The sequence below is a fragment of the Plantactinospora sp. CA-294935 genome, assembly GCF_050936445.1.
Lineage (GTDB): Bacteria > Actinomycetota > Actinomycetes > Mycobacteriales > Micromonosporaceae > Plantactinospora.
In genome coordinates this window covers 844,388-858,429 of the sequence record NZ_JBNJMU010000001.1, presented here as the reverse complement: position 1 = coordinate 858,429, position 14,042 = coordinate 844,388, and the positions used below count along the sequence as shown (strand labels likewise).

Below are 14,042 nucleotides of genomic sequence, written 5' to 3'. Positions count from 1 at the left end.
GGGCGGTCGACATGGTGCTGCGGGTGGTCGGTGGCGTGGTCGCGGTGGTGGCCGCGGCGGTCACCGCCGTGCTGGAGCTGATCCTGTCGATGCTCCGGGTGGGCGGTGTGCTGATCGGGGTGTCGGTGCTGGTCACCGTCCTGGCGAACGTGGCGCTGGGCTGGTTCGCGCCCCGGGTGGTGGGGCGGCGCTGGGCGCTCGCGCTACCCGCCGTCGTCTGGTTCGCCCTGATGGTGGTCGCCGCCGGCGGCACCTCCGAGGGTGACGTGCTGATCGCCGCCAACAACTGGGTCGGGCTGGCGATGATCTTCGCCGGCTCGGTGACCTTCGCGGTGATGGGCTTCCGCACGATCATGAATCCGCGCGCCCCCGGATCCCCGCAGCTCCGGCTCTGACCCCCGGTCCGGCAACGGCTCCTCCCCGCTGCGATCCGAGACCGCTCGCACCATGGATCCACTCAGCCACGGGTGGTAGAAATCTGTGGCAGGAAGCCCCCGGACGGGTGGGGGCCCGAGGTCAAGAGGACGTGCGGATGAAGGAGCGTTGGCTGCCGGTCGGAGTACTCGCGGGCGTGCTGTTCGGGATCAACGTCGTGGCCCGCCTGGTGGCCCGGTTCGGGTTCGGTGACAACACCGAGACGCAGGACCGGATCTCGCTGGGTATGTTCGCCGCGATCGGGCTGGTCCTGGCGACCCTCGCCTTCCTCCGGGGGCAGCGCCGTCCGCTGCCCGACTGGGGCGGGGAGATGGCGCTCGCCGTACTGGTCGCGATGGTGTTGACCATCTTCGTCGGGCCGTTCATCAGCGGCAGCCAGCCGTTCGCCTCGGGGGCCGGGGCGTTCTTCTCGCAGATCTGGCTCTACGCCGGCTTCACCCTCGGCGGCGTACTCGTCGGCTACCTGCTGCTCACCGCGTTCGGCCGGGACTACCGGTCCCAGTCGCTCAAGCGGTTCGCCGAGGCCAAGCAGTCCAAGCCCCGCCGGGTCGTACGCCGCTGACCGGTCAGTGCGGCGCGACCCGGGTCTGGTAGGTGTGGTGCGTGCTGAAGCCGAGCCGGCGGTAGAGCGAGACGGCGGCCTCGTTGCGCTCCTCGACCTGGAGGAACGTCCGGGTCGCGCCGAGCCCGGCCGCCCACTCCGCCAGCGCCCGGATCAGGTGCTGGGCCAGCCCCTGCCGCCGGACCGACGGGACCACCTCGATCAGGCTCAACCCGAGCCAGCGGTGCTGGCCGGTGACCGTGCCCCGGGCCACCGCGATCAACTCCGGTCCGTCGCCCGCGTGGCCGGCGGGCGGCGTTCCGTGGCCTGCGGGCGGCGCGGCGTGGCCTGCGGGCGGCGCGGCGTGGCCTGCGGGCGGCGTTCCGTGGCCGGCGGGCGGCGCGGCGTACAGGTGGGCGAAGCGGACCTGCCGCACGGCGGTGAGGATGTGCCGGGCGGCGGCCGGCAGCTCGGCCGGCGCCCCGGGGTCCGGGGAGCGGCCGGCGCCGGTGCCGGCCGCGTCGAGTCGGGCGTACTGCCGACCCTGTTTCGCCTTGCGCCGGGCAGCCAGGGCGAACCACTCCGGCGAGGGTGTCCGGGCCAGCTCCGGCGCCGGCAGGTCCGGCCGGGCGGGGACGGCGTCCAGGATCGCCGCCAGCGGCGCGGTCTGCACGAGTACCAGCGGCCGGGCCGACCAGCCGCGCTCGTCCAGCGCCGCCCCGACCGGCGCGGCCAGCGGGAGCGGCACGTTGACCATCGCCGGCCGGCCGCGTGCGGCGTACCAGCGCTGCACCGCGTCGATTGCCTCGTCGAGCGGCCGGTCGGGGTCACCCACCGGCAGCGCGGTGTTCGCCCGCCCGGACCAGCCGTCGGCGGTACGGAGCAGCCAGTCGCCGAGCCGTTCGCGTACCGGGGCCGGCCAGGCCTCGTCCGAGGCGAGTTCGAGTTCGACCACCGCCGCCGCGTTCGGGCGCCGGGCCGGCGGCACCCGCTTGGCCCGGTGCACCTCGCGCAGCGGCACCCGGAGCGGCCCGTTCGCGGTGGCCAGCGTGAGATGGGTCTCGGTCAGGTCGACCAGCTCGCCGAGCGCGTCGCTGAACAGGGTACGTCCGCTCTGATTTCCGACAATCCGGCGAACGACGATCCGGTGTCCCACATCGCGGCGTCCGAGCACGATCGACCCCCTCCCCGGCGACATACTAGGCTCTTACCGTCGCGGTCGATCGCGGCGTGGCTTGCGGAGGAGAAGATCGGTGACCTACATCATCGCCGAGCCGTGCGTGGATGTGCTCGACAAAGCGTGCATCGAGGAGTGCCCGGTCGACTGCATCTACGAAGGCAACCGGATGCTCTACATCCACCCGGACGAGTGCGTGGACTGCGGGGCGTGCGAGCCGGTCTGCCCGGTGGAAGCGATCTTCTACGAAGACGACGTGCCGGAGCAGTGGAAGGACTACACCACCGCCAACTACGAGTTCTTCGAGGACCTCGGTTCGCCGGGTGGGGCTTCCAAGAGCGGCAAGATCGACAAGGACACTCCCTTCGTCGCGGCGCAGCCGCCGCGAGGTGAGCACTGAGCGGCACGACACCGGTTCCCGGCCGTACGCCCGACGGGGCGGCCTCCGGCCGTACCGGCAATCTGCCCGACTTCCCCTGGGACCTGCTCGAGCCGGCGAAGGCGCTGGCCGGGCGGCACCCGGACGGGATCGTCGACCTCTCCGTGGGTACCCCGGTCGACCCGGTGCCCGGTGCGATCCGGGCCGCGCTGGCGGCGGCCTCGGACGCGCCCGGCTATCCGCTGACCGCCGGCTCGCCGGCGCTGCGTGCCGCGCTCACCGAATGGGTGGCCCGGTCCTGCGGGGCCGACCCGGAGACGGTCGGCGTGCTGCCGACCATCGGCTCGAAGGAACTGGTCGGCTGGCTGCCCACCCTGCTCGGGCTCGGTCCCGGCGACGTCGTGGTGATCCCGCGGGTCTGCTACCCGACGTACGAGGTCGGGGCGCGGCTGGCCGGCGCCGAGGTGGTCCGGGCCGACGCCCTGACCGCGCTCGGCCCCGACCCCCGGGTACGCCTGCTCTGGGTCAATTCGCCGTCCAACCCGACCGGCCGGGTCCTGCCGCCGGAACATCTCCGCAAGGTGGTGGACTGGGCCCGCGAACGCGGCGTCGTGGTCGCCAGTGACGAGTGCTACCTCTCGCTGGGCTGGGAGGAGACGCCGACCTCGATTCTCGACCCGGCGGTCTCCGGCGGCGACCACACCAACCTGCTGGCCGTGCACTCGCTCTCCAAGCGTTCCAACCTGGCGGGCTACCGGGCCGGCTTCGTCGCCGGGGACCGGAGCATCGTCGGCACCCTGCTGGCGGTGCGGAAACACGCCGGGATGATCGTGCCGGCTCCGGTGCAGGCGGCGATGGTCGCGGCGCTCGGCGACGAGGCACACGTGGTCGAGCAGCGGATCCGATACTCCGCCCGCCGCGAGGTACTGCGAGACGCGCTGGTCAAGGCCGGTTTCGAGATCACGTACTCCACGGCCGGGCTCTATCTGTGGGCCAGCCGGGGCGAGGACTGCTGGGCCACGGTGGACTGGCTCGCCCGGCGGGGCATCCTGGTCGCGCCCGGCGAGTTCTACGGCCCGACCGGCGACCGGCACGTCCGGGTCGCGCTCACCGCGACGGACGAGCGGGTGGCCGCCGCCGCGGACCGGCTGCTCTCCTGATCGACAGCCGGCAGGTGCCGCCGGCAGGAGGCGGGCTGACCCGGATCCCGTGCCCGACGCGGCTGCTCGCCGGACTGGCCGTGGCGTCGGCGCTCGCGGAGAGCGCTCTCGGAAACTTCACAGTTCCCGCTTGACGTCGTGGCAACACGCTCGCAACGATGTATGCACATCTTTCGCGCCGCCGGCCCGAAGTGGTCACCGACGGCGTGGACCAAGGGCGTGCACGGCGGACCGCCCGGTCGCTGACAGGGAGGACCGGTCCGTGCGGACATTTCAACGATCATGGCTCGGCGCTGCGCTGAGCCTGCTTCTCGTACTCGTCGGGGTGGCGGTGACACCGCCGGTGGCGAGTGCCGCGCCCGCCTTCACCGTGCTGGTCTTCTCCAAGACCGCCGGCTTCCGGCACGGCTCGATCGGCCCCGGCATCGCGGCCGTCCAGCAACTCGGCGCGGCCAACAACTTCGCCGTCGAGGCGACCGAGGACGCCGGGGCGTTCACCGACGCCAACCTGGCCCGGTTCGACGCGGTGGTCTGGCTCTCCACCACCGGGGACGTACTCGACACCGCACAACAGGGCGCCTTCCAGCGCTACATCCAGGCCGGCGGGGGGTACGTCGGAGTGCACGCCGCCTCCGACACCGAGTACGACTGGCCGTGGTACGGCGGGCTGGTCGGGGCGTACTTCGCCTCGCATCCGGCGCCGCAGCCGGCCACCCTCAAGGTCGCCGACCGGGTGCACCCGTCCACCCGGACGCTGCCGCCGCGCTGGAACCGCACCGACGAGTGGTACAACTTCCGGACCAACCCGCGCGGCAAGGTGCACGTGCTGGCCACCCTGGACGAGACGACGTACACCGGCGGGGGCAACGGGCACGACCACCCGATCGCCTGGTGCCACAACTACGACGGCGGGCGGTCCTGGTACACCGGCGGCGGGCACACCGACGAATCCTTCGCCGAACCGCTGTTCCGGACCCACCTGCTCGGCGGGCTGCGCAGCGCGGCCGGGGTCGAGCCCGGGGTCTGCGGCGGCACCGTGGAGAGCAGCTTCCAGCAGGTCACCCTCGCCAAGGGGGTGGCCGAGGTCGGCGAGCCGATGAGCCTGACCGTGCTGCCGGACCGGGGCGTGCTGCACACCGCCCGGGACGGCACGATCCGGCACACCGACGCGGTCGGCAACACCAAGGTCGCCGGCCGGCTCGCCGTCTACACCTCGGACGAGGAGGGCTTGCAGGGCATCAAGGCCGACCCCGACTTCGCCGCCAACCGCTGGGTGTACCTCTTCTACGCGCCGCCGTTGAACACCCCGGGCGGCGGCGCCCCGGCCACCGGTACGCCGGCCGACTTCGCCCCCTGGAACGGCGTCAACCGGCTCTCCCGATTCACCGTACGGGCCGACAACACCCTGGACATGGCGAGCGAGACACTGGTGCTGGACGTGCCGACCAGTCGGGGGATGTGCTGCCACGTCGGCGGGGACATCGACTTCGACGCCGCCGGTAACCTCTATCTCTCCACCGGCGACGACACCAACCCGTTCGACTCGGCCGGGTTCAGCCCCATCGACGAGCGGCCCGGTCGCAACCCGGCGTTCGACGCCCAGCGGACCTCGGCGAACAGCAACGACCTGCGCGGCAAGGTGCTGCGGATCAGGCCGGGCGCGGGCGGCGGCTACACCGTGCCGGCCGGGAACATGTTCGCGCCCGGCACCCCGAACACCCGGCCGGAGATCTACGCGATGGGCTTCCGCAACCCGTTCCGGATGAGTGTGGACAAGATCACCGGCGCGGTCTACCTCGGCGACTACGGCCCGGACTCGGGCACCGCCGACCCGAACCGGGGACCGGCCGGGCAGGTGGAGTTCGCCCGGATCACCTCGCCCGGCTTCTATGGCTGGCCGTACTGCACCGGCAACAACGACGCGTACAACGAGTTCACCTTCCCGTCCGGGCCGTCGGGGCCGAAGTACAACTGTGCGGGCGGGCCGACCAACGACTCACCGAACAACACCGGCATCCGCAACCTGCCGGCGGCGGTGCCGGCCTGGCTGCCGTACACCGGGTCGCAGCCGCCCGAGTTCCCCGGCGGTGGGCTGTCGCCGATGGCCGGGCCGGTCTACCGGTACGACCCGAACTCGACCTCCGAGGTGGCGTTCCCGGAGTACTACCACGGCACGTTCTTCGCCGGTGAGTTCGGCCGGCGCTGGATCAGGAACATCGTGCTGGACGAGGCGGGCAGGCCGTTCAAGATCAATCCGTTCCCGTGGTCCGGTACCCAGGTGATGGACCTGGAGTTCGGCCCGGACGGCGCGCTCTACGTGCTCGACTACGGCACCGGCTTCTTCAACGGCGACGAGAACTCGGCGGTCTACCGGGTCGAGTACGCCCGCAGCGGTCGCGCCCCGAAGCCGGTGGTGGCGGCGATTCCGACCTCCGGGGTGGCGCCGCTGACCGTCAGCTTCTCCTCGGCCGGCACCCTCGACCCGGACGGCGACCCGATCAGCTACGCCTGGGACTTCGACGGCAACGGCAGCACCGACTCCACGGCACCGAACCCGACCTTCACCTACACCGCCAACGGCACCCGGAGCGCGACGCTGACCGTCCGGGACTCGACCGGCAAGACCGCCACCGGCAGCGTGGTGATCACGGTCGGCAACACCGCCCCGACGGTCCGGCTGGAGTTGCCGGGCAACGGCCAGACCTTCACCTTCGGCGACGCGGTGCCGTTCCGGGTGGTGGTCACCGACCCGCAGGACGGCACCATCGACTGCTCCCGGGTCAAGGTCAGCTACCTGCTCGGGCACGACGCGCACGCACACCTGCTGACCAGCGCACAGGGCTGCACCGGCACGTTGCGGACGCTGGCCGACGGCGAGCACGACGTCTCGGCGAACATCTTCGGCGTCCTGGACGCGGAATACACCGACAACGGTGGGGGCGGGCAGGCGCCGCTGACCACGCACGCGCAGAGCATCCTGCAACCCCGGGTACGCCAGGCCGAGCACTACTCGTCGAGCAACGGCGTGCAGACCAGCGCCCCGGGCCAGGCGCACGGCGGCCGGGCGGTCGGCTACATCGACAACGGGGACTGGATCGCGTTCACCCCGTACAACCTGACCGGGGTGCGGTCGTTCTCGGCCCGGGTCGGCGCCAACGTGGGCGGGCACACCCTGGAGTTCCGGATCGGCTCGCCGACCGGCCAGCTGATCGGCTCGGCGACGGTCCCCGCCACCGGCGGCTACGGCGAGTTCCGCGATGTCACCGGCGGCATCACCGCACCGGCCGGCACACACGAGCTGTACCTGGTGTTCCGGGGCACCGGCGGCGGGCTCTACGACATCGACGAGTTCACCCTGCTCGGCGAGGGCGGCGGGCCGGGGCCGGACCCCGAGCCGACCGGCAACCTGGCGCTGAACCGGCCGGCGACCGCGTCGAGCGTGGAGGGTGCGGACGTGCCCGCCTCGGCGGCGGTGGACGGCAACCCGGCCACCCGGTGGTCGTCCGCCTTCACCGATCCGCAGTGGATCAGGGTCGACCTCGGCTCGGCCCGGTCGATCGGCCGGGTGAAGCTGGTCTGGGAGGCGGCGTACGGCAGCGCGTACCAGATCCAGACCTCGGCGGACGGCAACGCCTGGACCACGGTGAAGTCGGTGACCGGCGGCGACGGCGGCACCGACGAGCACACCGGGCTCGGCGCCACCGGCCGCTACCTGCGGATCAACGGCACCGCCCGGGGCACCGGCTACGGCTACTCGCTCTGGGAGCTGGAGGCGTATCCGAGTTGAGTTCCCGAGCCGAACGCCGAGGTGATTGTCGGCGGGCGGCGTGGGCAACTTCGTTGTGCCGGTGATACCAGAGAGTCATCGTGCTGACTCCCTGGTATCACGCTCACCGGGCAGATACCGGCGGCCGGACGACCGGCCGTGAGTCGCGAACGTCGGTGGACGGCGCATTAGGGTGGGCGGATGACGGAGCAACCCAACGTGCTGGTGCGCGGCGAGGTGGTCCGGGAGGTTCCTCCGGAGATCGCCCGGTTCTCGGTGACGGTCGCCGCCCGGGACAAGAACCGCCCGGCGGCACTGTCCCGGCTGGCCGAGCGGTCGGAGGCGGTCCGGGCCCTGGTCGACGGCTACGGCGACGCCATCGAGCGCCGCGAGACCGGCGACCTGTGGGTCCGCCCCGAGCTGAAGCGCTCGGGCGAGAAGGTGACCGGCTACGCCGGCAGCGCCACCACCGTCGTCACGGTGACCGACTTCGGGGTGCTCGGCGAGCTGATGCTCCGGCTCGCCGACCAGGACCAGACGAGCGTCGCCGGCCCGTGGTGGGAGCTGCGGCCGGGCAGCCCGGTGCACCGGGAGGCGCGGCGGGCCGCCGTCGCGGAGGCGATCGCCCGGGCCCGGGAGTACGCCGACGCGCTCGGCGCCGAGGTGACCGCCCTGCTGCACCTCTCCGACGCCGGCCTGACCGCGCAGCCGCTGATGATGACCCGGGCCGCGCACACCATGGGCTACCGGGCGGCCGGCGGAGCGCCGCCGGAACTCGAACTCGACCCGCAGGTGCAGACCGTGCACGCCACCGTCGAGGCCCGGTTCGCCATCACCCCGCCCCGACTCGCACCGGAATAATGCCGGTGCGCGACGGCGGCGTGCCGTACTAGCCTGCCGCCATGACCGCCGCGACCCGTACCCGAGTCATGCGCCGGCCCCGGAGGGGCCGGAGCTAGGTCGCGCGCGCCAACCGCCCGCGTCGACGGGCCTCTCGATTCCTCGAGGGGCCCGTTTCGCATGTGGCCGGGCCCCTCCCGAGCACCTCTGGAGGAGCGCCATGACCTACCTGACGACACCGATCTACTACGTCAACGACCTGCCGCACGTCGGGCACGCGTACACGACGGTGCTGGCCGACGCGCTGGCGCGCTGGGAGCGGCTCTGCGGCCGGCCGGTCCGGCTGGTCACCGGCACCGACGAGCACGGCGCCAAGGTGCGCCGGGCGGCGTCGGAGGCCGGAATCGCGCCGGCCACGCTCGCCGACCGCACCGCCGGCCGGTTCCGGGCCACCTGGGACCGGCTCGGCATCGGGTACGACGAGTTCGTCCGGACCACCTCGGCCCGGCACCGGGAGACGGTGACGGAACTGCTGACCCGGGTGCACGACGCCGGGTACCTCCGCCCCGGCCGGTACGACGGGCGGTACTGCGTCGGCTGTGAGGCGTACACGACGGAGCCGGTCTGCTCGGTGCACAACCGGCCGACCGAGCTGGTCGGCGAGGAGAACTGGTTCTTCCGGCTCTCCGAGTTCGCCCGGCCGCTGGCCGAGTGGTTCGACCGCTGCCCGGACGCGGTCCGGCCGGCCAGCCGCCGCAACGAGGCGCTCGGCTGGCTGCGCCGGGGACTGACCGACTTCTCGATCAGCCGGGCCAACCTGGACTGGGGCATCCCGTTGCCCTGGGACCCGACCCAGGTGACGTACGTCTGGTTCGACGCCCTCGGCAGCTATCTCACCGCCGCCGGGTGGCCGGCGCCGGAGTTCTCCCGCTGGTGGCCGGCCCGGCACGTCATCGGCAAGGACATCCTGCGATTCCACGCGATCTACTGGCCGGCGATCCTGCTCGCCGTCGACCTGCCGCTGCCGGAGCGGATCACCGTGCACGGCTTCCTGCTGCAACGCGGCAGCAAGATTGCGAAATCCGGGGAGCGGGCCGTCGCCCTGGACGACCTGCTCGACCGGTTCGGCCCGGAGGGGCTCCGCTACCACCTGCTCCGGGACAACCCGGTCGGCCCGGACGGGGAGTTCTCGTCCGCCTCGGTCGAGGCGCGCTACAACGCCGACCTGGCCAACACGCTCGGAAACCTGCTCTCCCGGGTCTCCGCGCTGGTGGTGTCCCGATGTGCCGGGACCGGTCCGGCGCCGAGCCGGCGCTCCGGGCTCGCCCCGGCCGCCGCCCGTGCCGCCGAAGCCAGCGCGGCGGGTTGGGCGGCCGGGCAGCCGTCCGACGCGCTGGCCGCCGCCTGGCGGCTGGTGGCGGCGACCAATTCGTACCTGGTCTCGGCGCAGCCGTGGCGGTTGCCGGCCGACTCGCCCGAGGCGGCCACGATACTCGGGGACGCGCTGGAGGCGCTGCGGATCGTCGCCGTACTGGCCGCCCCGGCGGTACCGGAGACCGCCGCGCGGATCTGGCGGCAGATCGGGCTCGACGGGTACGCCCCGCGGGTCCCCGACGACCTGACCTGGGGCGGCTATCCGGGCGGACGCCCGGTCACCCGGGCCGCGCCGCTCTTTCCCCGGCTCGCGGCAGGGGTTCGGGTGCGGGCCGGCGGGGTGGGATAGTTCCCCGGTGCGCACCGAACCGTTCCGCCACACCCTGGACCAGTTGGTCGCCCGGGCCCGCGTACTGGCGTCGACCGGGCCGCGCCGGCTGCTCGGCATCACCGGTGCGCCCGCGGCGGGCAAATCGACCCTGGCCGGACTGCTGGTGACGGCGCTGGACGGCATCGCCGAGCTGGTGCCGATGGACGGCTTCCACCTGGCCGAGGCCGAACTGCACCGGCTCGGCCGGCACGCCCGCAAGGGCGCGCCCGACACCTTCGACGGAGCCGGGTTCGTCTCGCTGCTGCGCCGGCTGCGGGCCGGTACCGAGACGGTGTACGCGCCCGAGTTCCGCCGGGAACTGGAGGAACCGGTCGCCGGGGCGATCCCGGTCCCGCCGTCGGTGCCGCTGGTGGTGGTGGAGGGGAACTACCTGCTGGTGCCCGACCAGCCCTGGGGCGAGGTACGCGGACTCCTCGACGAGGTGTGGTTCCTCGACCTCGACGAGACCGAGCGGCTGCACCGGCTGACCGAGCGGCACATCGCGTTCGGCCGGGAACCGCTGGAGGCGGCGGCCCGGGCCCGGGGTACCGACCAGCGCAACGCCGAACTCGTCGCCGGCACGGTCGACCGCGCCGACCTCGTCGTCCGGATGGCACCGTCCAATCCCGCCTGATGCCGCGGGTCCATTCCGAGCTGTCGACATAGGTCCCGGATTGCTCACTGCCCATCGGCCGGTACCACTACCCGGCGGGGTGATGGCGAAGCGCATCGAGGACTGGTAGACCGATCGGCGACACTGTTTGGACCAGTGGTGTGCAGCCGCCGGCGACGATCGGCAGGGGAGCGACGATCGGCAGGAGAGCCGTGTCAGTTCGGAAGCTGTTGGCCGGGTACGCCGGGGTGAACGCCGTACTGGTGGTCGGCTTCTTCGCCCTGCCGGTGCCGCGTCCGGTGGTGACCGCCGCGTTCGGGCTGACCAGCATGGCGGCCGTCGCCATCGGACTCCGCCGCTACCGGCCGGAGCGCGGGTACGCCTGGTGGCTCTTTGTCGCGGCACTCGGGGTCTTCGCGGCCGGCGACACCGTCTACCTGCTCGCCGCGAACCTGCCGCTCGGGGACTCCCCGGCCGACTCCGGGCTCGTCTCCGACCTCTTCTATCTGGTGATGGTGCCGCTGATCGGCGCCGGGCTGCTCGGGCTGACCCGTTCCACCACCGGGGCCCGGGACCGGTCCGGACTGCTCGACTTCCTGATCTTCACCACCGCCGGTGCCTTCCTGCTCTGGGTACTGGTGATCCGGCCCTACCTGGTCGGTCCGGGGCCGAGCACGTTCGAGCAGTCGGTGCTGGCCGCGTACGCGCTGCTCGACGTGCTGCTGCTGGCCACCGCCGTACGGGTGGCGGTCACCTCGCGCGGCAGCGTCGCCGGGCTGCTGCTGGTCGTGGGCGCGGCCGGGATGCTGGTCTCGGACATCGGCTACGGCGCCGCGCTGCTGCACGGCGAGTGGCAGCCGGGCGGCCCGAACGAGCTGGGCTGGCTCGCCTTCTACGTCGCCTGGGGCGCCGCCGCGCTGCATCCGTCGATGGCGAGGCTGACCGAGCCGGCCGCACCGCCGGACAGCGAGATCGACAAGACCCGACTGGTCCTGTTGGGCATCGCCGCGACGCTCGCCCCGGCGGTACTGCTCTTCCAGGTGGTGAACGGCGACGTCCGGGACGGCGCGGTGATCGCCGTGGTCGGCGGGGTGGTCTTCGCCCTGGTGCTGAGCCGGCTCGGCGACGCGGTGGACGGGCACCGGCAGGCGGTGGCCCGGGAGCGGAGCCTGCGGCAGTCCGGCGCCGAACTGGTGGCCGCGACCGACGCCGCCGAGGTGCGCCGGGCGGTACGGACCGCGGTGGCCCGGCTGGTGCCCCGGCAGTCCTCGCACCGGATGGTCTTCACGATCAACCACGCCGACGGGGTGCCGGCGGCCACGGTGAGCATCTGGGGCCCGGGGATGGCAACGCCGGCACCCTTCTATCCGGCCCCGACCGCCGCCGCCGCCCGGCGCAGCCGGCTGCTCCGGGTCCGGACCCTGCAACCGGCGCTGGCCGAGCAGCTCCGCGGCTTCGAGACCGTCGCGCTCTGCCCGCTGGTCGGTGACGGTCGGGTCGACGGCGGGGCCAGCGGCGCACCCCGGGTCGGTGCGCTGTTGGTGGCCACCGACAGCCGGCTGCTGCCGGCGCTGCGGGACTCGCTGGAAGTGTTGGCCGCGCAGGCGGCGATGGCGCTGGAGCGGATCAGCCTGGCCCAGGAGATCAACCGCCGGGACAGCGAGGCGTACTTCCGCAGCCTGGTGCAGAACGCGGCCGACGTGATCCTGATCGTCGACGACGACCACCGGGTCCGGTACGCCAGCCCGTCGCTGCGGACCGTGCTCGGGGTCGAGCCGGCCGACTGCACCGACCTGGGCACCGTGCTCTCCCCCGAGGACCAGCTCTCGGTCCCCGCCCTGCTGGACACGGCGCTCGCCGAATCGGACCGCCGAGGGGTCGGCTGGAGCGTACGGCGGCCCGACGGCCAGCGGGTGCAGCTTGAGGTGACCTGTCGGGACCTGCGCCGGGACCGGACCGTACGCGGCTTCGTGCTGACGCTGCGGGACATCACCGAGCGGGTCCGGCTGGAGCAGGAGCTGACCCACCGGTCGGTGCACGACGCGCTGACCGGGCTGGCCAACCGGGCCTCCTACCAGGACCAGGTGTACGAGGCGGTGGAGAAGGCCCGGGACGGTGACCGTACCGTCGGCACCCTCTCCATCGACCTGGACGAGTTCACCGCGGTCAACGACACCCACGGGCACGCGATCGGGGACGCGCTGCTGATCGCGGCCGGGCAGCGGCTGCGGGAGATCGTCGGGCCGAACGACCTGGTGGCCCGGCTCGGCGGCGACGAGTTCGCCGTACTCATCCCGGACGCGGACGACCCGGAGCAGGTCGAGCAGGTCGCCGACCACCTGGTCCGGGCGCTCGCCGAACCGCTGGAGGTCGGCGACACCGTGGTCAACGGGTCGGTCAGCGTCGGGGTGGCCACCACCGCCGACGCGAGCGACGCGGGGGAGCTGCTGCAACGCGCCGACCTGGCGCTCTATGTCGCCAAGGGGGCCGGCAAGGGGCGCTGGTGCCGCTACCAGTCGGAGCTGCACACCGCGATCGTGGAGCGGCTGGAGCTGCGGGCCGCGCTGACCGAGGCGGTGCAGAAGCTCAGCTTCTCGGTCGACTACCAGCCGATCGTCGACATGCGGACCGGGGCGGCGGTCGGCTTCGAGGCGCTGGCCCGGTGGCACCATCCGGCCCGGGGGCCGGTGCCGCCGGAGCTGTTCATCGGGCTGGCCGAGGAGACCGGTCTGATCGAGCCGATCGGCGACTACGTGCTGCGCCAGGCGGCCGGTGCGGTGGCCCGGTGGCGTGCCGAGCGGGGCGCGACGGCTGCGCCGTACGTGAGCATCAACGTCTCGGCCCGGCAACTGCGTACCCCGGGCTTCGTCAACACGGTACGCGGGGCGCTGGCCGCCGCCGACGTACCGCCGGACCGGGTGATGCTGGAGATCACCGAGAGCCTGCTGCTGCGGGACCAGGAGCCGGTCTGGGCCGAACTGTCCGAGCTGCGCTCCCTCGGCCTGCGGGTCGCCATCGACGACTTCGGCACCGGCTTCTCGTCGTTGAGCTACCTCCAGCAGATGCCGGCCGACGTACTCAAGATCGACCGGTCGTTCACCGAGACCGTGGCGTCGTCGCGGCGGCAGCGGCTGCTGGTGGAGGGGATCATCCGGCTGGCCGGCACCCTCGGCCTGGACATCATCGCCGAGGGGGTGGAGACGGAGGCGGTCCGGACCATCCTGCTGGACATGGGCTGCGCCTCCGGGCAGGGCTACCTCTTCGCCCGGCCCCTGAAGGACCGCGACGTGCTGCGCTGGCTCGGCGACGCACCCGCACCCGGCACCGGCACCGGCACCGGCACCGGCACGGTGCCGAAGCCCCGCCCCTCCGCCGAGTGACGCCGGC

General features: G+C 73.0%; 10 protein-coding genes. 9 read left to right on the top strand and 1 reads right to left on the bottom strand.

Annotation, left to right across the window (positions count from 1 at the left end; translation table 11 throughout):
- The first annotated feature begins 11 nt into the window (after positions 1-11).
- Positions 12-395, top strand: coding sequence for a hypothetical protein (locus ACQEVC_RS03840; protein ID WP_432891009.1), 384 nt, complete (start codon positions 12-14; stop codon positions 393-395).
- Positions 396-532: 137 nt separating this feature from the next.
- Entirely contained in the window at positions 533-997 is a 465-nt protein-coding gene (locus ACQEVC_RS03835) for a hypothetical protein (RefSeq protein ID WP_432873396.1), read from the top strand.
- 4 nt (positions 998-1,001) lie between these two features.
- Here ACQEVC_RS03835 and ACQEVC_RS03830 read toward each other — a convergent pair whose 3' ends face one another.
- Positions 1,002-2,150 (bottom strand): GNAT family N-acetyltransferase, encoded by a 1,149-nt coding sequence (locus tag ACQEVC_RS03830; protein WP_432873393.1) that lies wholly within the window; start codon positions 2,148-2,150, stop codon positions 1,002-1,004.
- Positions 2,151-2,229: 79 nt separating this feature from the next.
- Here ACQEVC_RS03830 and fdxA point away from each other — a divergent pair, with 79 nt between their 5' ends.
- The 7 genes from fdxA to ACQEVC_RS03795 all read left to right on the top strand — a co-directional run bounded on the left by fdxA (position 2,230) and on the right by ACQEVC_RS03795 (position 14,035).
- Entirely contained in the window at positions 2,230-2,553 is a 324-nt protein-coding gene (gene fdxA, locus ACQEVC_RS03825; RefSeq protein WP_432873391.1) for a ferredoxin, read from the top strand.
- 62 nt (positions 2,554-2,615) lie between these two features.
- Positions 2,616-3,692 carry a succinyldiaminopimelate transaminase gene (gene dapC / locus ACQEVC_RS03820; protein WP_432891006.1) on the top strand — a complete coding sequence of 359 codons (1,077 nt, stop codon included), beginning with the start codon at positions 2,616-2,618 and terminating at the stop codon, positions 3,690-3,692.
- Between the two features lie 262 nt (positions 3,693-3,954).
- Positions 3,955-7,479: a ThuA domain-containing protein gene (locus ACQEVC_RS03815; protein ID WP_432873389.1), complete on the top strand. Its 3,525-nt coding sequence runs from the start codon at positions 3,955-3,957 to the stop codon at positions 7,477-7,479.
- A gap of 180 nt (positions 7,480-7,659) precedes the next feature.
- A complete protein-coding gene (locus tag ACQEVC_RS03810; protein ID WP_432873386.1) occupies positions 7,660-8,319 on the top strand; it encodes an SIMPL domain-containing protein in 660 nt (219 codons plus the stop codon).
- A 199-nt stretch (positions 8,320-8,518) separates the two neighbouring features.
- Positions 8,519-10,021, top strand: a complete 1,503-nt coding sequence (locus tag ACQEVC_RS03805) for a class I tRNA ligase family protein (RefSeq protein WP_432873384.1) — start codon at positions 8,519-8,521, stop codon at positions 10,019-10,021.
- Positions 10,022-10,028: 7 nt separating this feature from the next.
- Positions 10,029-10,676, top strand: a complete 648-nt coding sequence (locus tag ACQEVC_RS03800) for a nucleoside/nucleotide kinase family protein (protein ID WP_432873382.1) — start codon at positions 10,029-10,031, stop codon at positions 10,674-10,676.
- 191 nt (positions 10,677-10,867) lie between these two features.
- Positions 10,868-14,035 (top strand): putative bifunctional diguanylate cyclase/phosphodiesterase, encoded by a 3,168-nt coding sequence (locus tag ACQEVC_RS03795; RefSeq protein ID WP_432873379.1) that lies wholly within the window; start codon positions 10,868-10,870, stop codon positions 14,033-14,035.
- Positions 14,036-14,042 lie beyond the last annotated feature (7 nt).

Excerpts from the sequence above, each read along its gene's own strand:
- ACQEVC_RS03840 (WP_432891009.1), top strand. The coding sequence starts at position 12 with ATGGTGCTGCGGGTGGTCGGTGGCGTGGTCGCGGTGGTGGCCGCGGCG.
- ACQEVC_RS03835 (WP_432873396.1), top strand. The coding sequence starts at position 533 with ATGAAGGAGCGTTGGCTGCCGGTCGGAGTACTCGCGGGCGTGCTGTTC.
- ACQEVC_RS03810 (WP_432873386.1), top strand. The coding sequence starts at position 7,660 with ATGACGGAGCAACCCAACGTGCTGGTGCGCGGCGAGGTGGTCCGGGAG.
- ACQEVC_RS03805 (WP_432873384.1), top strand. The coding sequence starts at position 8,519 with ATGACCTACCTGACGACACCGATCTACTACGTCAACGACCTGCCGCAC.